Source organism: Streptomyces sp. NPDC104381 (assembly GCF_055583745.1).
Window position 1 is genome coordinate 496436 of record NZ_JBVJNK010000002.1, and the last position, 21053, is coordinate 517488.

The following is a 21053-nucleotide window of genomic DNA, read 5'->3' on the forward strand; positions in this document are numbered from 1 at the left end:
CCTCCGGGGGGCGCGCGGACGGTCGGGTGCTCAGCCCCGGTGACACGCCGCGGAGCACACACGCTTCAGGTCGACGTGACCTCGCGTCGTCAGGTGTGCGGATCGCTGCATGTCACGCAACGTATCCGGAACGCCGTGAGCCGGTCAAACACCTGACCGCATGGTGGACTCCGGGACCGGGCAACCCCGGTCCTGTGCGTGAGCGCTTCGGAACTCAGCCGGCGGGGGTGTGGAGGATGCCGTTGATGAGGACGTTCAGGCTCCAGGTGTCACGGTCACCGGGCGAGAACAGTGCCTGGCGCAGCGAGGTGAGCATCGGGTAGCGGTCCGCCGGCAGAGCCGCGTAGCGGCGGTCGGCCGCGGCGACGGCGGTCTCCTCGCCGGCGCCCTTGGTGCGGTACGTGCTCTGCTCGGCGGCGGCCGCGGCGATGTGGAGCCAGAGGAGGTCGACGGCCCAGGCGGCGGTGGTGTCGTCGAGGCCGCCCCGCTTGAGCAGGGCGAGCACGCGGTCCAGGACGAGCAGGGCGTTGTCGCCGGTGGGGATCTGCCCGAGGGCGACGGCGGCCAGGCCCTCGTGGCGGCTCATCGACTCCACGGTGGCGGACACCAGGGCCCGCAGCTGCTCCTGCCAGGTGCCCTCCCCGTCCAGGCGGACCTGCCCGATCGCCTCGTCGAGCATCGCGTCCATGAGGTCGTCGCGATGCGCGACGTAGACGTAGAGCGAGGCGGGGCCGGTGTCGAGCTCCTTGGCGACCCGGCGCATGGTCAGGGCGTCCAGACCGTCGCGGTCGAGGATCCCCAGCCCCGTGCGCACGACGACGTCCCGGCTGAGAGGGGCCTTGGCGGGGCGCGAGCGGCGACTGATCGGCTGCGTGCTCATGGGGAGAGCCTAAGGGCGAACACCGTTTGACACGAACACCGTTCGCTCCCTACGGTCTGACGAACACCGTTCGCGACGAACAGTGTTCGTACGAACGGAAAACACGGAGCACGGAAAACGGGGAAGGCAGCATCATGTTCCTGATCACCGGGGGCCGCGGCGCGGTCGCCACCCATCTGACCACCCTGCTGCGCCTCGACGGCCTGCCCGTCCGGGTCGGCTCCGCCCGGCCCGACGCCCTCACCCCGCCCGCCGGCACCGAAGCCGTCCGCCTGGACCTCACCGACCCGGACACCTTCCCCTCGGCGCTGGCCGGCGTCTCCGCCGTCTTCCTCTACGCCGCCCCGGACCGCGTCACGGACTTCGTCGAACACGCACGGCAGGCCGGCGTCGGCCACGTCGTGCTGCTGTCCTCCTCCAGCGTGCTCGGCCCCGATCCCGAGAACGACCCGCTCGCCAGGTCCCATCTCGATGTGGAGCGGGCGCTGTCGGCCTCGCGGCTGACCACCACCGTGCTGCGGCCCGGCTCCTTCGCCTCCAACGCCGGAGCGTGGGCCTGGCCCGTCCGGGCAGGACGGGCCGTCAGCCTGCCTTTCCCCGGCGCCCACAACGACCCCGTCCATGAGAGGGACGTGGCCGAGGCCGCCCACGCCGTCCTCACCGACCCCCGCCACCGCGGCGGCCGGTACACCCTCACCGGACCCGAATCGATGACGTTCGCCCAGCAGATCGACCGGCTCGCCGCCGTCATCGGCCGCCCCGTCACGATCGACCACGTCACCCGCGAGGAGTGGAAGCGGGTGATGGCGGACCACGTCCCCGCCCCCTACGCCGACGCCCTCCTGGACTGGTGGGAATCCCACGACGGCAGACCCGTCACCCTCACCCGCACCGTCGAGCACCTCACCGGCCACCCCGCCCGCCCGTTCACCACCTGGGTGACGGACCACGCCGCCGACTTCACCGCCTCCTGATCCCCGGCGCTCCGGCCGCCCACGCCTCCGCCGCCGCGCGCGTGGACCCAGGGGACCCAACTGCGCGGCGACGACCGTGGGATGACGTCCGGAATTAACCTCCGGTCTCTTGTCACAGCCGTTCTACGCGCATAGTTTTTGGCCCTCACTACACATTTGGGGGCAGTTCCCGTGCACATAGCCAGACCCGGCTCCGCCCTGCTGGCCACCGCCGTCGCCGTGACCCTGTCGGTGACCGCGCTGCCCGCCGCCTTCGCGGCTCCGTCGTCGTCGGCCGTCATCTCCGAGGTGTACGGCGGCGGAGGCAACTCCGGCGCGACGCTCACCCGTGACTTCATCGAGCTGGCCAACGCGGGCGGGAGCTCCTTCGCGCTGTCCGGCTTCAGCGTCCAGTACCTTCCCGGGACCCCCTCCGCCGGATCGCTGTGGCAGGTCTCCGCGCTGTCCGGCGCCGTGGCGCCCGGCGGCCGCTACCTCGTCGCCCAGGCGGCGGGCACCGGTGGCACCGTGGCGCTGCCGGCCGCCGACGCGACCGGCACGGTCGCGATGTCCGCGGCGAGCGGCACCGTCGCGCTGGTGTCCGGCACCACACCGCTGACCTGCCGGACGGCGGCCGACTGCGCCGCCGACACCCGGATCGTCGACCTCGTGGGCTACGGCTCCGCCGTGGTGCGCGAGGGCGGCGGCCCGGTGGCCGGGGCCTCCGCCACCGCCTCCGTGGCGCGCGGCACCTCGTTGGCCGACACCGACGACAACGCCGCCGACCTGACGGCGGGCGCCCCGACGCCCGTCAACGCGGCGGGCGAGACGTCCGGCGGGACCGGCCCCGGCGAGCCCGGCGGGCCGACCGAGCCCGGCACGGTGCGGGTGCACGACATCCAGGGCACGACCCGCCTCTCCCCGCTCGCCGGGCAGGCGGTCACCGGTGTCCCGGGCGTCGTCACCGGCGTACGGACCACGGGGTCGCGCGGATTCTGGATCCAGGACACGGCACCGGACGACGACGCCCGTACGAGCGAGGGCCTGTTCGTCTACACCGGCTCGGCGGCCCCCGCCGTGGCCGTGGGCGACTCGGTGCTGGTCAGCGGGAAGGTCGCCGAGTACTACCCGTCCGCCGACGCCCAGTCGCTCACCCAGATCACCGCTCCGCTGACCACGGTCCTGTCCTCGGGCAACCCGCTGCCGGACGCGGTCGTCCTCGACGCCGCCTCGGTTCCCGACGCGTACGTGCCGACGGCGGGCGGCGGTTCGATCGAGTCGCTCGCCCTCGACCCGGCGGCGTACGCCCTGGATCTGTACGAGTCGCTGGAGGGCTCCCGCGTCACGATGGCCGACACCCGGGTGACCGGCGCGACGACGGCGTACGACGAGGTCTGGGTGACGGTGAAGCCCCGGGAGAACCCGACCCGGCGCGGCGGCACGCTCTACCGCTCCTACGAGGACCAGAACACCGGCCGCCTCAAGGTGATGTCGCTGGACGCCGCCCAGCCCGTCCCGGCGGCGAATGTGGGCGACGTGCTGTCCGGGTCCACCACGGGCGTCGTCGACTACGCGTCGTACGGCGGTTACAACGTCCAGGCCACCCGGCTGGGCACGCTGAAGGACAACCACCTCAAGCGCGAGGTGACCCGGAAGCAGAAGCGCCAGGAGCTCGCCGTCGCCACGTACAACGTGGAGAACCTCGACGCGGGCGACGAGCAGGCCAAGTTCGACACGCTCGCCCAGGGTGTGGCCGTCAGCCTCTCGTCCCCTGACGTCGTGTCACTGGAGGAGATCCAGGACGACAACGGCGCGGTGAACGACGGCACCGTGGGCTCCGAGGCGACGCTGAAGCGCTTCACGGACGCGATCGTCGCGGCCGGCGGGCCCCGCTACGCCTGGCGCTACGTGGCCCCCGCCGACGGCAAGGACGGCGGCGAGCCCGGTGGCAACATCCGTAACGTCTTCCTCTTCAACCCCGCCCGGGTCGACTTCGTGGACCGGGCCGGCGGCGACGCGACCACCGCGGTGAAGGCGGTGAAGACGAAGAAGGGCGCCACGCTCTCCGTCTCACCCGGCCGGATCAACCCCACGAGCACGGCCTGGGACAACAGACGCAAGCCGCTGGTGGGCGAGTTCCGCTTCCGGGGCGAGTCCGTGTTCGTCATCGCCAACCACTTCGCGTCCAAGGGCGGCGACCAGTCCCTGCACGGCCGCTACCAGGAGCCGGTGCGCGGCTCGGAGACGCAGCGGGTGCGGCAGGCGGCGGAGGTCAACACCTTCGTCACCTCGCTGCTGAAGGCGGACAGGTCGGCCAGGGTCGTCACCCTGGGCGACCTGAACGACTTCGCGTTCTCCCCCACCGTGAAGACGCTGACCAAGGGCAAGGTCCTCAAGCCCCTGATCACGACGCTGCCCGCGGGTGAGCAGTACAGCTACGTCTACGACGGCAACTCGCAGACGCTGGACCACATCCTGACCAGCCCCGCCGTGCGCCGCTTCGACTACGACGTGGTGCACATCAACGCGGAGTTCGCCGATCAGGCGAGCGACCACGACCCGCAGATCGTGCGGATCGACGTGAAGGGCCGGGACCACCGGCACTGACCCGGATCCGGGTGGCGGTCCGCCGCTGCGGGCCGCCACCCGGGCGCCCGGTGAGTCCGGCCGGAGCGCTCAGCGCGGTGCGGGGGAACCGGCCCTGGCCTGGTGCGGGAGCCGGGCCGCGGCGGGATCGAGGGGCTGGTCCGTGAAGAAGCGCGTCACGAGGGCGGCGACCTCGTCGGACCGCTCCAGCACGACCCAGTGGTCGGACTCGGGCAGCGTGAGGAAGCGGCTTCCCTCGATCGTCCCGGCGAACTCCCGCTGGATCTCCGGTGGCGTCACCGTGTCGTGCTCCCCGGCGAAGACCAGGGCCGGTACGCCGGAGAGTCCGCCGGAGAAGTCGGGCCGGTCCTCCAGCGCTCGCCGCAGCGAGTCGGCGGCGTGCGCGGAGTGGGTGAGCGCGTGCAGGAAGGAACGCCGCACATAGCGCCGGGCCAACTCCCGCCGGTGCACGGGGCGTTCCGGGTCGAGGCACATCAGCCCGTCGGCGGCCAGCGCCGCGAAGCCCTCGGTGTCCCCGTCGGCCAGCGCCCGCGTCGCCCGCTCCCAGTAGGTCCGCCGGTCGGCGCCGATACGGGTGGGTACGCCGCCGAGGGCGAGCCGGGCGACGCGCTCCGGGGCGTACCGGGCCCAGCCGAAGGCGATGGCCGCGCCGTAGGAGAAGCCGAAGAGGTTGACCCGGGCGGCCCCCAGGTCGTCGATGATCCCGGTGACCGCGTCACGCAGGACCGGGGCGCTGGGACCGGACGGCAGCGGGTCGGCCGATCCCATGCCGGGCAGGTCGGCGGTCACCACGTCGGCCACCGGGCCCAGATGGTCGTCCATCTGCGGCCAGCCGAACATGCCCTGCAGCGCGCCGCCGATCACCAGGACCGGTTCGGTGGCGGGCGCTCCGCCCGCGGCGGGGTCGCGGGGCAGGAGACGGTAGCCGTAACGCAGTCCGTCCACGGTGAGGGAACGGATGATCTCCTCGGGCATGGTGCTCCTTGCTTCCCGTCAGGCTCTGGTGAGTACGAGCGCCGCGTTGTGCCCGCCGAATCCGAGGGAGGTCTTCACGGCGCAGTCGAACGCGGCGCGCCGGGCCTCCTTGCTCACCACCTCGACGGGGATCGCGGGGTCGGGCGCGTCGAGGTTGCCGGTGGGCGGCACCAGCTGGTGCTGGAGCGCCAGGACGGTCAGCGCCGTCTCGATGCCGCCCGCGGCGCCCAGGGTGTGTCCGGTCATGGCCTTCGTCGAGGTGACGAGGGGGTGTTCACCGAGGACGCGGCGGAGCATGGTCGCCTCGATGAGGTCGTTGGCGACGGTCGACGTCCCGTGGGCGTTGACGTGGCCGATGTCGCGGGCGTCGATGCCGGCGTCGGCCAGGGCCGTGCGCAGCGCGCGCTCGATGCCGAGGCCGTCGGGGTCGGGGGCGACGGCGGAGTGGGCGTCGCTGGACGCCCCGTAGCCGGCGACACGGGCGCGGACGGTGGCGCCGCGGGCCCGGGCGTGGTCGGGGTGCTCCATGACGAGGAGGCCGGCGCCCTCGCCGACGACGAAGCCGTCGCGGTGCGTGTCGAAGGGGCGGCAGGCGGCCCGGGGGTCGTCGCGGCGGGTGGAGACGGCCCGCATCTGGCAGGCGCTGGCGATCAGCAGCCGCGAGCGGACGGACTCGGCGCCGCCCGCGACGACGATGTCGCAGGCCCCGGTGCGCAGCATCTGGTGGGCCGTGCCGATGGCCACGGTGCCCGAGGAGCAGGCGGTGGAGACGGCCTGGCTCGGGCCGTGCACACCGAGGTCCATGGCGACGCTGCTGGCGGCGCCGTTGACGACGCTCAGCGGGGCGAGCTTCGGGGAGACGCGGCGCGCCCCGCGCTCGGTGAGGGTGGTGTGCTGCTCGTCGTAGAACGGCAGGCCGCCGTGGGCGGAGCCGATGACGACGGCGACCCGTCCGCTGTCCCAGACCGAGGGGTCGAGCCCCGCGTCGGCGACCGCCTCACGGGCGGCGACGACGGCGAGCTGGGAGAAGCGGTCCATCAGCCGCAGCGCGGCGACGCCGAGGGCGGCCCGGGTGTCCAAACCCTCGACGGTGTACATGAAGTCGCAGGGCAGCCCGTCGAGTTCCGGCAGGTGCGGCACGGACGGGGCGACCGTCGTGTCGCACACGCCGCGCCACGCCTCGTCGGCGCCCACCCCGGCGGCGGTGACCAGGCCGACCCCGGTGACCGCGGCGTCGAACGGCTCGATGCCCGGCCGGGCGGACCCGCGTGCGAACGGCTCCCGGCCCGTCACGCGCCGGCCTTGGTGCGCACGGCCTCCACCAGATGGCCGACGGTGTCGCGCGACGACAGGACGACGTCCTCCAGATCGACGTCCATCCGGTCCTCGATGAGGAGCCGGAGCTCTTCCAGGGCGAGCGAGTCCAGCCGCAGCTGCCGGAGCGGCACCTCGGGCCGGATGGTCTCCGGATCCGTTCCGAAGCTGGTGACGAGCAAGGCGCTGATCTCTTCCGAGGTGCTCATGAGGACGCTCCTGCGCTCTCGGGACGCGGTGGCGCCGGCCGCGTGGGGGGTGGGATGGCCATCGGGGACGCCGGCTGCTCGGGAGGGACCCTTTATACGCCTTCGCGGCCGCCGTTCCCGACCCCGTTCCCCCGTGAGGAGGGGGGACGGCCAGGTGTGCGATTCCGCTGCCCCGCAGGGGCGTTCGGGTGGTCCGGCCCGGCGGCGGGAGGTGTCAGGACCGGGAGGGAAGGAGGGGGCCGGCGGGACTGCCCGTCCGGCGCCGTGCGCCGTACACTCCGCGATCATGACCTTCGAAACGGTGTACGCCGACGCGCCCGCGCCCGACGGGCCCGCCCTCTTCCCGACCATGTCCACCATGCGCGCGATGCGCCGTCTCAAGCCGGACGCCGTTCCGGACGAGACCATCGACCAGCTCATACAGGCGGCCGTCTGGGGGCCCAGCGGCGGCAACATGCAGTGTTACGAGTACGTGGTGGTCACCGACCGCGCGGTGATGGCCGAGCTGGCCCCGCTCTGGAAGCGGTGCGTGGACGCCTATCTCGCGACGACCGGCAAGCACGCGCCGGAGGGCATGGACGAGGCGGCGTACGGGCGGATGGTGGCGGCCATCGAGTACCAGCGCGACCACTTCGCCGAGACCCCGGCGCTGATCATCCCCTGCTACAAGTTCCCGGAGCCCCGGTTCGACGAGGAGGGCCTGGGGATCTACGCGGAGTCCCTCGGTCCGGCCGGGCTGGAGCACATGACGCAGACCCAGACGCGCTTCCAGGCGCTCGCGGAGGGCTCCTGCGTCTACCCGGGCGTCCAGAACGTCCTGCTCGCGGCGCGGGCGCTGGGGCTCGCCGCCAACCTCACCATCTGGCACCTGATGCTGGAGCAGGAGTGGAAGAAGGCCCTCGGGATCCCGTCGGACACCCACACCTTCGCTGCCATTCCGGTGGGGTGGCCGCAGGGCAACTTCGGTCCGGTCCGCCGCCGTCCGGTGGCCGACGTGGTGCACCGCGACCGCTGGTAGCGGCACCGTACGCCGTCACCCCCCACAGGGGTGACGGCCCCTCGGGCAGGGCCTCGGACGGGCCTCCGTCGTCACCTCAACTCCATTGGAGTGAAAGGGTTTTGGACACACGGAGGCATCATTGTCACGCCCTGGGGCGATCGATAGCCTGTGCGGACTCAGCGGCCCCCGGCCCTCCCCACCGTCCCGGCGGCCGTCCTCTCCCCCACAGACCTGGAGCAGGTATGCCCCGACGTCCCGCCGGCCACACCCGTGGCCGCGCAGCCGTTCTGGCCTCTCTCACCGTCACCGCCGTCGTCGCCACGGGCCAGCCGGCCGGCGCCGCCCCCGCCGGCGCGGACCCGATGAACCAGGCCTTCGAGCAGGCCGCCGAGAAGTACGGCGTACCGCGCGACCTGCTCGCCGCCGTGGGCTACGGCGAGACGCACCTGGACGGTCACTCCGGGCGACCCAGCCAGGACAACGGCTTCGGCGTCATGCACCTCGTGAGCAACCCGGTCAACCACTCCCTGGAGAAGGCCGCCGAACTGACGGGTGAGTCCGCGGCCGACCTGCGCGAGGACACCGAGGCCAACATCCTGGGCGGCGCGGCCGTCCTGCGGGACCACGCCGACGCCCTCGGCCTGGACCCGGCCGAGCGGGCGGACATCGACGCCTGGTACCCGGCCGTGGCCCGCTACAGCGGAACCGAGGGCGCCGTCGCCGCCCTCTACGCGGACACCGTCTACACCTTCCTCGCCCAGGGGCTGCGGGCCACCGTCGCCGGCGGCGAGCAGATCACGGTCACCTCCCGCCCGGTCTCCCCCGAGAAGGGCCCCCTGGCGAAGGCCGACATCACCGCCAAGAGCGAGGACTACCCCGCCGCGCTCTGGGTCGCCGCCAACTCCGCGAACTTCGCGACCGGCCGCACGGCGACGGTGGACAAGGTGGTCATCCACGTCACGCAGGGCTCGTACGCCGGGACCATCAGCTGGTTCCAGAACGCGACGTCCAAGGTGAGCTCCCACTACGTGGTCCGCTCCTCCGACGGCCAGATCACCCAGATGGTGCGCGACAAGGACACCGCGTACCACGCCAAGAGCGCCAACGCCTCGTCACTCGGCATCGAGCACGAGGGGTTCATCGACGACCCGTCGTGGTTCACCGACCCCATGTACCGCTCGTCGGCCGCGCTGACGGCGTACCTCTGCGACCGGTACGGCATCCCCAAGGACCGGTCGCACATCATCGGGCACAGCGAGGCCCCCGGCAACGACCACACGGACCCGGGCGCCAACTGGAACTGGACCTACTACATGCAGCTCGTGGGCGGCGGCACCGGCAGCGGGGCCGACGGGCTGAGCTTCGGCTCGTACGCGACCCAGCGGAGCGGCTCGACGGGGACCCAGGTGAAGGCCGCCCAGACGCTGCTGAACAAGCAGGGCTACGACGCCGGCACCGAGGACGGCGTCTTCGGGACCCGTACGGAGAGCGCCGTACGGGCGTTCCAGACCGCCCGCGGCCTCGACTCCGACGGAGCGGTCGGCCCGAGGACCTGGACCGCGCTGCTCTCGGCGGGCACCACGCCGGCCCTGGTCACCGGCGCTTCGGGCGAGCCGGTGAAGCGGCTCCAGCGGGCGCTGACCGCGGCGCTGGGCAGAACGGTCGCCGTCGACGGAGCGTTCGGCGCCGACACGGACAAGGCCGTACGTGACTACCAGAGCACGCGGAGCCTGTCGGCCGACGGCAGCGTGGGCCCCGACACCTGGAAGGCGCTCCAGGCCGGCCGCTGACCCCCGCCACGCCGCACACGGGCGCCCCGCACCCCCGCCGTCACCGGTGGGGGTGCGGGGCGCCTTCGACAGCGCGGGACCCTGCCCGGCGCATTCCACTGGCGTTGGAGAGTGACACTCTCTAATATGGAGAGCAGACAGCACCACTATCCATATCGAAGGTGAGTAGCGCGATGCCGACTCTGCCGTGGGTCACCCCTCAGCCGCCCCCGTCCGAAGGCACGACCGTGGTCATGGCCTCGCGCTTCGAGGTCCGTTCGCTGCGCGACGTCCCCCGCTTCTTCCTGAAGTCGATGGCCGCGTGGAAGCAGGTGAGGTCCGCGCCGGGGGCCTTCGGCGCCTCGCTCGTCGCCCAGCCGGGGAAGCGGGTGTTCTTCACGCTCTCGGCCTGGGAGAGCCGCGAGGCGATCTACGCCTTCGCCGGGACGGAGCCGCACCGGGGCATCATGACCGCCCTCAAGCCCACGATGCGCACCTCGACGTTCACCTTCTGGGAGGCGCCGGTCGGGGAGCTGCCGATCACCTGGGACGAGGCGAAGCGGCGTATCGAGGAGCAGCGCGCGACGGACGCCGCCGGTCAGGGAAGCGCGACGTCCTGACACCGCCCGAGCCGCCCGGCGCAGGTGCGGGGTGGGCGGCCCGCCGCCGGGAAAGTCCCTGCCGGCACGGTCGGCGCTCGGGCAGAATGGGCCGATGAGCGCCGACCCCTCCTCCGCCCGGGCGCGGGCCCTCGGTCATGTCGCCTCGCTGTCGACCGGGCCGCCCCTCGACCCGTCCCTGCGCGTGACGCTGAACTTCCACCCCGACCGGGTCGGCGGTGGCCTCACGGTCCTGGAACGGATGGCGCGGGACGGTGTGTACGTCTCCCAGTTCGTCACGGGCACCAGCAACGGCGGCCTCACCGCGCACCCGGGCGGCGACCGGTGGCGCTGGGAGAGCCGGATCTTCGGCGGCGCCTACGACGGGGCGAGCGCCCATGAGCGGCCCGTCTACGGTGCGCTGGACTTCCGCCGCTCCCCCTACGGGGCGGCCCCTCGCTTCGGCTCCGCGCACTTCAGGCTGAGCGCCGAGGCCCTGCCCCACGCCACGTTCTGCTATCCGGACAGCTTCCTGGAGCCGACGGACTTCGGTGTGGCGGCGGCCGGGCACCGGCTCGTGGCGCTCGCCGAGGCCGACGCGCGGGACGCCCTGGACGACTACATCGAGGCACAGGTGCACGGCCCCGTCCGGCTCGACCGTCATGTCGAGGCTCTCGTCCTCGACCCGTGTTTCCAGGGCACGGAGGTGGAGAAGGCGGCCGGCGCGCTGCCCTGCCCGGTGGAGTGGCACGGCGGATTCCGGCTGTCCACCGAGGAGTTGGGGCGCCATCCCGAGTACCGGGGCCCGGAGTACGTCGAGCTGGGCACCGCCCTGGCGGTCGGCGGATTCCTCGACGCGCGGATCATCGGGGAGGCGGCCCTGACCGGCCGGCACGATCCGCAGGACCTCAAGCGGGTCTGGCACTGCCTGGCGCGCTTCGGGCGGTGAGACGACGGTGGTCCCGCACCCCACGCGGGGTGCGGGACCACCTCGTACGGACCGTTCAGCGGGTCACTTCAGGCCGAAGGCCCTGATGATCTCCTGGTCGACGGCGAGGCCGCCGGGGCCCTCCGCGTGCGCCTTGAGCGAGACGGACGTGGCTCCCTTGCCGGGCGTCCTGAACCGGGCGGTCCAGGAGCCTTCCGCCCCCTTGCGCAGCTCCACGGCGCTCCAGGTCTTCCCGTCGTCGTAACTGACCGACAACGAAGCCTTCCTGGCCTTCACCGCGCCGTCCAGCCACTCCTGCGTACCGGAGGACAGGCCGATCTCGGTCCAGCGGCCGGCCTTGACGTCACCCGCGAGGTCGATGTCGACGTCGAAGTCCAGCTGAAGCATCGGGATGTCGGCCTGCTGCGTCCCCTCGGGCAGAGCACCCGAGACGAAGCCCCACTCGGAGTGCGTCCGCGTGGAGGTCTTCCACGTGTCCGCGTCCCGGACGGAGTCGATGACCAGCCGGTACGGCAGCCTGTCGGCGGACAGGTCCCCCGCGTATCCGGCGCGTCCGGCGCCCTTCCTGAGCAGGGTGTCGCCCTGGTAGAAGGCGTACGAGGTCGTGTCGTACTCGTCCGCGGGCATCGAACCGGAGTGTCCGGCCCCGGAGTCCGTCCACGGGGTGATGTTGAACTGCAGGTCGTTGTAGACGGTGCGGAACGGCCCCCAGTAGCCCGTCCCGAGGCGCGGGCGGGTGACCGGCGCGAACCACTCGGCGCGGTAGGTGCGGCCCGCCGTGTAGTCCAGCTCCCCGCTACGCATCTCGGCGGCGGTGTCGGTGGCGTCGGCGTTCAGCACGGAGTGGTTCTCGTACCAGAAGGAGTCGCCGGGCAGCGGGTTGACCCACTCGGTGCGGGTGCCGGGGAACTTCTCGTACTCCTCGAAGCCGAGGCCCGGCCCGTAGTCCGGGATGTCGTAGCGGTAGCCGCCGCCGAGTGTCGCCTTGTGGCCGTAGAAGGTGTTCTCGACCTTCGCGAGCTGACGGGCCGCCGGAGCGAAGGCCAGCGAGCGGTCCGGGACCGTGCCGTCGTGACGGTCCACCAGGTCGTAGACGTACGAGGCGTACTTCTTCTGGTCGACGGAGAGCTTCTTGCCGCGCTGCGCCGCCTTGATCAGGGTCTGTCCCGCGAGCTTCTGCACGGATGCGACGGGGATGGTGGTCTGCTCGCCGTACGGCGCGTAACTCTCCATCGCCCGCCCGCGGCCGTCGTTGACGACGAAGAGCGCCTTCGCGCCCGCCGCGAGCGCGTTGGCCAGCCGGTCGGCGGGCGGGACCGCGTCGCTGCGGGTGACGACGACGGCCTTGCCCTTGACGCTGCGGCCCTTGTAGCCGGCCGTTCCACCGTCGCCGGCGTAGACCGCGGTGAGCTTCTGCTCGCTGTCCTCCGCGAGGGCGGAGCCGCTCTGCACGGTGACCGGGACGTCGTGGCCGTCGGCCGTCAGATCGATCAGCTCCTCGCCCTGGCGCCAGCGGGTGAGGAAGCTGAAGCTGCCCTGGGTGACCTTCTTCGTGGGGCTCGCCCACAGCTGGTCGTAGGTCAGCGGGATCTGGAACGCGTCGCGCTGGACCGTGCCGTCCGGGGCGGTGCGTGCCATGTCGTAGCGCAGCTGCCGGGTCTCGGTCTCCTTGGGCGTGCGCACGCTGACCTTGCGGGCCTTCGACGCGTCCAGGGTGACCGTGGTGGCCTTGTCCAGGATGGTCTCGGGGGCCGCGAGGAAGGCGACGGCCTTGGAGTCCGCGCGGTCGCCGTCGATGTCGGCCGACGTCCAGGCGGTGTAGTTGCCCGGGGGCAGCCGCAGGGTGGTGTCGCCCGGGACGGCCACGACACCCAGGTCCGGGTCGCCGAGCTCGGCGATGACGACGACGCCGTCCATCGGCTCGCCCGACCGGTCACGCAGCCGGAGCGTCAGGTCGTAGAGCTCCTGCTCCTTGTTCAGGGCGAAGCCGGTGTGCGCGACGGTCGCGCCGGTCTCGTCGACGGCGACGACCTGCCCGGAGAACCGGGTGGCGTTCGGGACCTTGGACGGGTCCAGCGACAGCACCACCTCGGCCTCGGAGCCGGCCGGCACGGTCACTGTGGACGCGGAGAGCGTGTACGCCTCCGAGTCCGTGTCGGTGGCCAGGATCAGGGTGACGTCCCGGGCCCCGGTGTTGCGGTAGGTGATCGTGCGCTCGGCGACCGGGTCGGACGCGGAGTGCGGCCAGTCGTACGAGGCGACCTCGACGGAGCCGGTGGCCTCGATCGTCGTGTCGACGGCCGCCTTCACGTCGAGACGGCCGGTGCCCTGCTCGTACGGCGAGTGGTCGGGCAGCGCCTTGGAGGAGCTCATCAGCGCGTCCTTGATCCGCTCGCCGGACCAGTCGGGGTGACGCTGCTTCAGGATGGCGGCGGCGCCCGCGACGTGCGGGGTGGCCATGGACGTACCCGACATCGACTGGTACATGCCCTCGATGCCGGGCACCGACTGGGAGGCGGCGGCGTTGATGTCGACGCCCGGGGCGGACAGGTCGGGCTTCAGACCGTAGGACCGCACGAGCGGGCCCATCGAGGAGAAGTCGGCGCGGTGGTCGCTCTTGTCGACGGCGGCGACGGTGAGCGCCTTGGCCGCCGAGCCGGGTGAGCCGATGGTGCCCGCGCCGTAGGCGTTGCCGGCGGCGATCACGAAGAGCGGGCCGCCGTCGGCGGAGAGCGCGTCGACGGCCTGGGACATCGGGTCGGTGCCGTCGTCCGGGACGCTGGAGCCGAGGCTCATGGAGACGACGTCGGCGCCCTCGGCCTTCGCCCACTCCATGGCCTCGATGATGCCGGAGTCGGCGCCCGAGCCCTCGTCGCTGAGGACCTTGCCGACGATCAGGTCGGCGGCGGGGGCGACCCCCTTGTTGACGCCGTCCGACGCCGCGCCCGAGCCCGCGATCGTCGAGGCGACGTGGGTGCCGTGGCCGTTCCTGTCGACGACCTCCTCACCGGGGACGAAGCTCTTCGACTGCGTGATCCGGTCCTTGACGTCCGGGTGCGTCGCGTCGATGCCGGTGTCCAGGACGGCGACCGTGGTGCCCTTGCCGTCGTAGCCCTCGGCCCAGGCCTGCGGGGCGTTGACCTGCGGCACGGAGTCCTTGAGGGCCGCCTCCACCTTTCCGTCGAGCCACAGCCTGGCGATGCCCTTGTCCAGCGAACGGCTCGTGCCCGTACGGGAGATGTCGCTCCAGAACGCGCGGGCGTCGTCCTTGTCGGTCTTCAGCGCCGCGCCGTTCACCGACTCCAGCAGGCGGACCCGCTCGCTGCCGCGCGGGGCGGCGGGCAGCGAACGCGCCGTGCCCGCCGGGTAGGTGGCGATCAGCGGGATGCCGCCGGAACGGGCGTCGTCGTACCCCATCGCGACCAGCGTCGAGATGTCGAACAGCCGGCGGTCGAGCTTCCCCGCGGCGATGAGGGCGCTCGCCTCGTCGGGGATGACGAAGATGTCGTCCCCGGCCTGCTGCACGTGCACGCCGCCCTCCGCGCCCTCGGGGCGGTCGACGGTGACGGTGTCCTGGTTGCCGGCGCCGTCCGTGTAGTGGACGACGTCGCCGGTGATCAGCGTGATGTCGTGGTCGCGGGGTGCCTCGGGGCCTCGGCGGTCCTCGGTGACCGACGGCTTCGGAGCCGCGGTCGCGGAACCCGCCGCGGGGAGCATGACGCCGCTCACGAGCGCGACCGAGGTCGCTATGAGCAGTGCCCTGTGTCCCGTGCGAGCGGGTCTCGCCCGGCCGGAAACGGAGGAGAGGGAAAATGTCATGCAGCTGATCTACCGGTAAATCCGGGGCCGCGGACTGCTTCGCCCCTGGCGTGAAGCCGCCGTGGCGGCAACCCGCCCGGTGTGATCGGCCGCAGGTCGTACGGATCAGGCCACCGAGGCCAGTTGTGTGCCGCTCTCGTGGTGGATCGGGGTGTGGGCGCCCTTCAGCGGCAGCCCGCTGCCGCCGCGCCGCTCGGCGACGATCTCCGCCGCGATCGACAGCGCCGTCTCCTCGGGTGTACGGGCGCCGAGGTCCAGCCCGATCGGCGAGTGCAGGGCGGCGAGCTGGCGGTCGGTGACACCGACCTCGCGCAGCCGTTCGTTGCGCTCCAGATGGGTGCGGCGCGAGCCCATCGCGCCGACGTAGGCGACGGGCAGCCGCAACGCCAGTTCCAGCAGCGGCACATCGAACTTGGCGTCGTGCGTGAGGACGCAGAGCACGGTGCGCGCGTCCACCTCGGTGGCGGCGAGATAGCGGTGCGGCCAGTCGACGACGATCTCGTCGGCGTCCGGGAAGCGGGCCGCCGTGGCGAAGACGGGACGGGCGTCGCAGACCGTGACGCGGTAGCCCAGGAAGCGCCCGGCCCGTACCAGGGCGGCGGCGAAGTCGATGGCGCCGAAGACGATCATCCGGGGCGGCGGGACGCTCGACTCGACGAGCAGGGTGACGGGGCTGCCGCAGCGGGAGCCCTCGGCGCCGATGACGATCTCCCCGGTGCGGCCCGCGTCGAGCATCGCGCGCGCCTCGGCGACGGCCGTACGGTCGAGCTCGGGGTGTCCGCCGAGCCCGCCCTCGTACGCCCCGTCGGGGTGGACCAGCAGCGGGCGGCCGAGCAGGGTGTCCGGCCCCTCGGTGACGCGGGCGACCGCCGCGGCCCGGCCCCCGGCCGCGGCGGCGAACGCGGCGGCGAACACCGGGCGCGCGGGATCGTCCGCGCGCACCGGTGTCACCAGGATGTCGATGACACCGCCGCAGGTCAGGCCGACCGCGAAGGCGTCGTCGTCGCTGTAGCCGAAGCGCTCGCGCACGGGGGTGCCGTCCTCGATCGCCTGCCGGCACAGTTCGTACACCGCGCCCTCCACACATCCGCCGGAGACCGAGCCGACGGCCGTTCCCTCGCTGTCCACGGCGAGGGCGGCGCCCGGCTGCCGGGGCGCGCTGCCGCCGACGGCCACCACGGTGGCCACGGCGAACACGCGTCCCTGCCCGACCCACCGGTGGAGCTCCTCGGCGATGTCCAGCATGGCGTGTCTCCTTCTGACTGAGGGTGCGGAGGGGCGGTGCGGCGTCAGCTGACGCCCAGCCAGCTCTCGATGGGGTGCAGGGCGAAGTAGACGAGGAAGACCAGCGTCAGGACCCACATGAAGGCACCGACCTCGCGCGCCCTGCCCTGGGCGGTCTTGATGGCGACGTACGAGATGACACCCGCCGCGACACCGGTGGTGATGGTGTACGTGAAGGGCATCAGGACGACGGTGAGGAAGACCGGTACCGCGACGGAGCGGTCCGCCCAGTCCACGTGGCGGGCGTTCTGCATCATCATGGCCCCGATGACGACCAGGGCGGCGGCGGCCACCTCGGCCGGCACGATCGCGGTGAGTGGGGTGAAGAAGAGGCACGCCGCGAAGAACAGCCCGGTGACGACGGAGGCGAGCCCGGTGCGGGCCCCTTCCCCGACGCCGGTCGCCGACTCGACGAAGACGGTCTGTCCCGAGCCGCCGGCGACACCGCCGATGGCACCGCCGGCGCCGTCGATGAACAGCGCCTTCGACAGACCCGGCATCCGGCCCTTGTCGTCGGCGAGATTCGCCTCGGTGCCGACGCCGATGATGGTGGCCATGGCGTCGAAGAAGCCCGCCAGGACCAGCGTGAAGACGATCATGCCGACCGTCAGCACCCCGACATCGCCCCAGCCGCCGAACTCGACGTCGCCGAAGAGGGAGAAGTCCGGTGAGGAGACGGCACTTCCGCTCAGCTCGGGCGGGCCGCTGCTCCATGCCTTGGGGTCGATGTCACCGACGGCGTTGACGACGATCGCGATGACGGTTCCGACGACGATGCCGATGAGGATCGCACCGGGGATGTTCCGTGCCTGCAGCATGAAGATCAGCAGCAGGGTCACGGCGAAGATGAGCACCGGCCACCCGGTGAGCGCACCGGTCGGGCCGAGCGACAGCGGGGTCGCCACGCCCTGGTGGACGAACCCGGCCTTGACGAGGCCGATGAGGGCGATGAAGAGGCCGATCCCGATGGTGATGCCGTGCTTCAGGGCGAGCGGGATCGCATTCATGATCATCTCGCGTAGCCCGGTGACGACCAGGAGACAGATGATCACACCGTAGATCACGCACATGCCCATGGCCTGCGGCCAGGTCATGGCCGGTGCGACCTGCGAGGCGAGCACTCCGGAGACGCTCAGTCCCGCGGCGAGCGCGAGGGGCACCTTGCCGACGAAGCCCATCAGCAGGGTCGTGGCCGCAGCCGCGAGAGCGGTCGCGGTGATCAGGCCCGACTGACCGAGGAGCTGGCCGTCGACGTCCTTGCCGCCGAGGATGAGCGGGTTGAGCAGGAGGATGTACGCCATGGCCATGAAGGTCGTGACGCCGCCGCGCACTTCGCGTGCGACGGTCGATCCGCGTTCGGATATGTGGAAGTACCGGTCGAGCCAGGACCGTCCGGCGGGGACGCGCGAGCCGGGGCCCGCGTCCTCCGCGCTCGTCCTGGGTTCCACGGACTGCTGGGTCATGTTGCCTGACTCCCAAGGTTCACAGGGGCACCCGCGTGGAGCTCTGGAGACTGCGGGATTTGGGATGACTGCGAGGCGCACGACCCGGGGGACGGCCCGAGACGAACTCTTCGTGCAGGTACAGCGGTGGTGCGTGGACTCCGGACGGTGCGCGGCGCGGGGAAGTGTGACGTTCACGGCAGGTACGCACCGCCCGGAGGGTATTGACGGCCCGTCAGGTACCGGTGATGTGCTCGGGGCGCACCGGTGTCCTGTTGAGCTCCAGGCCCGTCGCGTTCCGGATCGCCGCGAGGACGGCCGGGGTGGACGACAGGGTGGGGGCCTCGCCGATGCCGCGCAGCCCGTACGGGGCGTGGTCGTCGGCGAGTTCGAGCACGTCGACCGGGATGGTCGGCGTGTCGAGGATGGTGGGGATCAGGTAGTCGGTGAAGGACGGGTTGCGCACCTTCGCCGTCTTCGGGTCGACGATGATCTCCTCCATGACGGCGACACCCAGCCCCTGGGTGGTGCCGCCCTGGATCTGGCCCTCGACCGACAGCGGGTTCAGGGCCTTGCCGACGTCCTGGGCGCACGCGAGCTCGATGACCTTGACCAGGCCGAGCTCGGTGTCGACCTCGACGACCGCGCGGTGCGCGGCGAAGGAGTACTGGACGTGGCCGTTGCCCTGGCCGGTGCGCAGGTCGAAGGCCTCGGTGGGCCGGTGGCGCCACTCCAGCTCGACGTCGACCGCCTCGCCCTCCAGCACATCGGCCAGCGGGGCGAGCACCTCACCGCCGTCGGTGACGACCTTGCCGCCCTCCAGGAGGAGTTCGGCGGTCGCCCACGCGGGGTGGTACGTGCCGAACTTACGGCGGCCGATCTCCAGGACCTGTTCCCGGACGGCCTCGCAGGAGTTCTTCACGGCTCCCCCGGTGACGTACGTCTGCCGGGAGGCCGAGGTGGAGCCGGCGGAGCCGACCTGGGTGTCCGCCGGGTGGATGGTCACCTGGTTGACGCCCAGTTCGGTGCGGGCGATCTGGGCGTGGACGGTCACGCCGCCCTGGCCGACCTCGGCCATCGCGGTGTGCACGGTGGCCACCGGTTCGCCGTTGATGACCTCCATCCGCACCCGGGCGGTGGAGTAGTCGTCGAACCCTTCGGAGAAGCCGACGTTCTTCAGCCCCACGGCGTAGCCGACGCCGCGCACCACGCCTTCGCCGTGGGTGGTGTTGGACAGCCCGCCGGGCAGCGCGCGTACGTCGACGGAGCTGCCCCCGGCGTCGGCGGAGAGCCACTGCTGCTCGGGCGGCAGGGGCCGGGCCTTGACGCGGCGCAGCAGTTCGGCGACGGGCGCGGGTGAGTCGACGGGCTGGCCGGTGGGGAGCAGGGTGCCCTGTTCCATGGCGTTCAGCTGCCGCAGCTCGACCGGGTCCATGTCCAGGGCGGCGGCCAGCTTGTCCATCTGCGCCTCGTAGGCGAAGCAGGCCTGGACCGCGCCGAAGCCGCGCATGGCGCCGCAGGGAGGGTTGTTGGAGTAGAGCGCGATCGCCTCGATGTCGACGTCCTCGACGACGTACGGGCCGACCGCGAGCGAGGAGGCGTTGCCGACGACGGCCGGGGACGCGGAGGCGTAGGCCCCGCCGTCCAGCACGATCCGGCACTTCATGTGGGTGAGCTTGCCGTCCCTGGTGGCCCCGTGCTCGTAGTGGAGCTTCGCGGGGTGCCGGTGGACGTGCCCGAAGAAGGACTCGAAGCGGTTGTAGACCATCTTGACGGGCTTGCCGGTGCGCAGCGCGAGCAGGCAGGCGTGGATCTGCATCGACAGGTCCTCGCGCCCGCCGAAGGCGCCGCCGACGCCGGAGAGCGTCATGCGGACCTTGTCCTCGGGGAGGCCGAGGACGGGGGCGATCTGGCGGAGGTCGGAGTGCAGCCACTGGGTGGCGACGTACAGTTCGACGCCGCCGTCCTCGGACGGCACGGCGAGTCCGGACTCGGGGCCGAGGAAGGCCTGGTCCTGCATCCCGAAGACGTAGTCGCCGGTGACGATCACGTCGGCCCGTTCGGCGGCCGCGGCCGCGTCGCCGCGGACGATGGGCTGCCGGTGGACGATGTTGGGGTGCGGGACATGGCCGATGTGGTGGTCGGTGCGGCCCTCGTGGACCAGGACGGCGCCGGGGGCGGTCGCGGACTCCTCGTCGGTGACGAGCGGGAGTTCGGCGTAGTCGATGCGGATCTTGGCGGCGGCGCGGCGCGCGGTCTCGGGGTGGTCGGCGGCGACGAGCGCCACGGGTTCGCCGTGGTGGCGGACCTTGCCGTGCGCGAGGACGGGGGTGTCCTGGATCTCCAGCCCGTAGTTCTTCATCTCGGCGGGCAGGTCGTCGTAGGTCAGGACGGCGTACACCCCGGGGGTGGCGACGGCCTCGCCGATGTCGATGGAGCGGATCTCGGCGTGCGCGACGGTGGAGCGGAGCGTGTGTCCCCACAGCATGTCCTCGTGCCACATGTCCGAGGAGTACGCGAACTCGCCGGTGACCTTGAGGGTGCCGTCGGGGCGCAGGGTGGACTCGCCGATGCCGCCCCGGGTCTGCGACCCCTGGGTGATCTTGGTGGGGGTGCCGGCCGGTACGGACGCGGCTCGTGGGTGCAGCGCCATGGCTATCGGACCGCCTCTTCCTGACGGGCGGCCGCGAGGCGGACCGCGTCGAGGATCTTCTCGTAACCGGTGCAGCGGCAGAGGTTGCCGGAGAGCGCCTCGCGGATGTCCTGGTCGGACGGGGAGGGCTGTGTCTCCAGCAGCTCGTCGGCGGCGACCAGCAGGCCGGGGGTGCAGAAACCGCACTGCACGGCGCCCGCGTCGATGAACGCCTGCTGGACCGGGGAGAGTTCGCCGGATTCGGCGCTCTGCCCGTCGGTGGGCCTGGCCTGCCACCGCTGGGCGGCGTCGAGCGAGGTGCCGCAGGTGCCGGCGGCGCAGCCGTTGCCGGGGTGGGCGTCGTCGCGGTGCCGGGCGTAGTCCGCCAGGCCCTCGACGGTGACGACCTCGCGCCCCTCCGCCTGGCCCGCGGCGACCAGGCAGGAACAGACCGGCACACCGTCGAGGCGGACCGTGCAGGAGCCGCACTCGCCCTGTTCGCAGGCGTTCTTGGAGCCGGGCAGGCCCATGCGCTCGCGCAGGACGTACAGCAGGGACTCGCCCTCCCAGACGTCGTCGGCTTCCTGCTTCCGGCCGTTGACCGTGAAATTCACTCGCATG

Annotated in this window: 15 protein-coding genes; 6 read left to right on the forward strand and 9 right to left on the reverse strand. The window is 72.2% G+C overall.

Going from position 1 to position 21053, the window contains the following annotated elements; translation table 11 throughout:
- Nucleotides 1-214: 214 nt before the first annotated feature.
- Complete coding sequence (locus ACZ607_RS07220; protein ID WP_469732632.1) at nucleotides 215-880, reverse strand: TetR/AcrR family transcriptional regulator; 666 nt, start codon at nucleotides 878-880, stop codon at nucleotides 215-217.
- Between the two features lie 134 nt (nucleotides 881-1014).
- Between ACZ607_RS07220 and ACZ607_RS07225 the strand changes: the two genes are divergently transcribed.
- Complete coding sequence (locus ACZ607_RS07225; RefSeq protein WP_469732634.1) at nucleotides 1015-1854, forward strand: NAD(P)H-binding protein; 840 nt, start codon at nucleotides 1015-1017, stop codon at nucleotides 1852-1854.
- A gap of 171 nt (nucleotides 1855-2025) precedes the next feature.
- Nucleotides 2026-4440 carry an endonuclease/exonuclease/phosphatase family protein gene (locus tag ACZ607_RS07230; protein ID WP_469732636.1) on the forward strand — a complete coding sequence of 805 codons (2415 nt, stop codon included), beginning with the start codon at nucleotides 2026-2028 and terminating at the stop codon, nucleotides 4438-4440.
- A gap of 69 nt (nucleotides 4441-4509) precedes the next feature.
- On the opposite strand, the gene ACZ607_RS07235 is transcribed toward ACZ607_RS07230, so the two are convergent.
- Genes ACZ607_RS07235 through ACZ607_RS07245 form a run of 3 tightly spaced genes read right to left on the reverse strand, consistent with a single transcriptional unit; the run spans nucleotide 4510 to nucleotide 6938 of the window.
- Nucleotides 4510-5415 (reverse strand): alpha/beta fold hydrolase, encoded by a 906-nt coding sequence (locus ACZ607_RS07235; protein ID WP_469732638.1) that lies wholly within the window; start codon nucleotides 5413-5415, stop codon nucleotides 4510-4512.
- Between the two features lie 18 nt (nucleotides 5416-5433).
- Nucleotides 5434-6708, reverse strand: coding sequence for a beta-ketoacyl-[acyl-carrier-protein] synthase family protein (locus tag ACZ607_RS07240; protein ID WP_469732640.1), 1275 nt, complete (start codon nucleotides 6706-6708; stop codon nucleotides 5434-5436).
- On the reverse strand, nucleotides 6705-6938 hold the full coding sequence (locus ACZ607_RS07245) for an acyl carrier protein (protein WP_469732642.1): 234 nt from the start codon (nucleotides 6936-6938) through the stop codon (nucleotides 6705-6707). Before ACZ607_RS07245 ends, ACZ607_RS07240 begins: the two co-directional genes overlap by 4 nt.
- Before the next feature lie 286 nt (nucleotides 6939-7224).
- Between ACZ607_RS07245 and ACZ607_RS07250 the strand changes: the two genes are divergently transcribed.
- The 4 genes from ACZ607_RS07250 to ACZ607_RS07265 all read left to right on the forward strand — a co-directional run bounded on the left by ACZ607_RS07250 (nucleotide 7225) and on the right by ACZ607_RS07265 (nucleotide 11255).
- On the forward strand, nucleotides 7225-7956 hold the full coding sequence (locus ACZ607_RS07250) for a nitroreductase family protein (protein ID WP_469732644.1): 732 nt from the start codon (nucleotides 7225-7227) through the stop codon (nucleotides 7954-7956).
- A gap of 224 nt (nucleotides 7957-8180) precedes the next feature.
- Nucleotides 8181-9728, forward strand: coding sequence for a peptidoglycan-binding protein (locus ACZ607_RS07255; protein ID WP_469732646.1), 1548 nt, complete (start codon nucleotides 8181-8183; stop codon nucleotides 9726-9728).
- Nucleotides 9729-9901: 173 nt separating this feature from the next.
- Nucleotides 9902-10327 (forward strand): DUF3291 domain-containing protein, encoded by a 426-nt coding sequence (locus ACZ607_RS07260; RefSeq protein WP_469732648.1) that lies wholly within the window; start codon nucleotides 9902-9904, stop codon nucleotides 10325-10327.
- A 94-nt stretch (nucleotides 10328-10421) separates the two neighbouring features.
- Entirely contained in the window at nucleotides 10422-11255 is an 834-nt protein-coding gene (locus ACZ607_RS07265) for a DUF3626 domain-containing protein (protein WP_469732650.1), read from the forward strand.
- A 63-nt stretch (nucleotides 11256-11318) separates the two neighbouring features.
- Here ACZ607_RS07265 and ACZ607_RS07270 read toward each other — a convergent pair whose 3' ends face one another.
- The 5 genes from ACZ607_RS07270 to ACZ607_RS07290 form a co-directional block, all read right to left on the reverse strand.
- Nucleotides 11319-14972, reverse strand: a complete 3654-nt coding sequence (locus ACZ607_RS07270; protein ID WP_469733414.1) for a S8 family serine peptidase — start codon at nucleotides 14970-14972, stop codon at nucleotides 11319-11321.
- A 207-nt stretch (nucleotides 14973-15179) separates the two neighbouring features.
- The gene (locus tag ACZ607_RS07275; protein WP_469732652.1) at nucleotides 15180-16319 is read right to left on the reverse strand and encodes an XdhC family protein; all 1140 of its coding nucleotides are present in this window, start codon (nucleotides 16317-16319) and stop codon (nucleotides 15180-15182) included.
- A gap of 44 nt (nucleotides 16320-16363) precedes the next feature.
- Complete coding sequence (locus tag ACZ607_RS07280) at nucleotides 16364-17821, reverse strand: NCS2 family permease (protein WP_469732654.1); 1458 nt, start codon at nucleotides 17819-17821, stop codon at nucleotides 16364-16366.
- Between the two features lie 214 nt (nucleotides 17822-18035).
- Nucleotides 18036-20453 (reverse strand): xanthine dehydrogenase family protein molybdopterin-binding subunit, encoded by a 2418-nt coding sequence (locus tag ACZ607_RS07285; RefSeq protein ID WP_469732656.1) that lies wholly within the window; start codon nucleotides 20451-20453, stop codon nucleotides 18036-18038.
- 2 nt (nucleotides 20454-20455) lie between these two features.
- Nucleotides 20456-21052 carry a (2Fe-2S)-binding protein gene (locus ACZ607_RS07290; RefSeq protein ID WP_469732658.1) on the reverse strand — a complete coding sequence of 199 codons (597 nt, stop codon included), beginning with the start codon at nucleotides 21050-21052 and terminating at the stop codon, nucleotides 20456-20458.
- Between the last annotated feature and the right edge of the window lies 1 nt (nucleotide 21053).

Excerpts from the sequence above, each read along its gene's own strand:
- ACZ607_RS07220 (WP_469732632.1), bottom strand. The coding sequence starts at position 880 with ATGAGCACGCAGCCGATCAGTCGCCGCTCGCGCCCCGCCAAGGCCCCT.
- ACZ607_RS07225 (WP_469732634.1), top strand. The coding sequence starts at position 1,015 with ATGTTCCTGATCACCGGGGGCCGCGGCGCGGTCGCCACCCATCTGACC.
- ACZ607_RS07235 (WP_469732638.1), bottom strand. The coding sequence starts at position 5,415 with ATGCCCGAGGAGATCATCCGTTCCCTCACCGTGGACGGACTGCGTTAC.
- ACZ607_RS07245 (WP_469732642.1), bottom strand. The coding sequence starts at position 6,938 with ATGAGCACCTCGGAAGAGATCAGCGCCTTGCTCGTCACCAGCTTCGGA.
- ACZ607_RS07250 (WP_469732644.1), top strand. The coding sequence starts at position 7,225 with ATGACCTTCGAAACGGTGTACGCCGACGCGCCCGCGCCCGACGGGCCC.
- ACZ607_RS07255 (WP_469732646.1), top strand. The coding sequence starts at position 8,181 with ATGCCCCGACGTCCCGCCGGCCACACCCGTGGCCGCGCAGCCGTTCTG.
- ACZ607_RS07260 (WP_469732648.1), top strand. The coding sequence starts at position 9,902 with ATGCCGACTCTGCCGTGGGTCACCCCTCAGCCGCCCCCGTCCGAAGGC.
- ACZ607_RS07265 (WP_469732650.1), top strand. The coding sequence starts at position 10,422 with ATGAGCGCCGACCCCTCCTCCGCCCGGGCGCGGGCCCTCGGTCATGTC.
- ACZ607_RS07270 (WP_469733414.1), bottom strand. The coding sequence starts at position 14,972 with ATGCTCCCCGCGGCGGGTTCCGCGACCGCGGCTCCGAAGCCGTCGGTC.
- ACZ607_RS07275 (WP_469732652.1), bottom strand. The coding sequence starts at position 16,319 with ATGCTGGACATCGCCGAGGAGCTCCACCGGTGGGTCGGGCAGGGACGC.
- ACZ607_RS07280 (WP_469732654.1), bottom strand. The coding sequence starts at position 17,821 with ATGACCCAGCAGTCCGTGGAACCCAGGACGAGCGCGGAGGACGCGGGC.
- ACZ607_RS07285 (WP_469732656.1), bottom strand. The coding sequence starts at position 20,453 with ATGGCGCTGCACCCACGAGCCGCGTCCGTACCGGCCGGCACCCCCACC.
- ACZ607_RS07290 (WP_469732658.1), bottom strand. The coding sequence starts at position 21,052 with ATGCGAGTGAATTTCACGGTCAACGGCCGGAAGCAGGAAGCCGACGAC.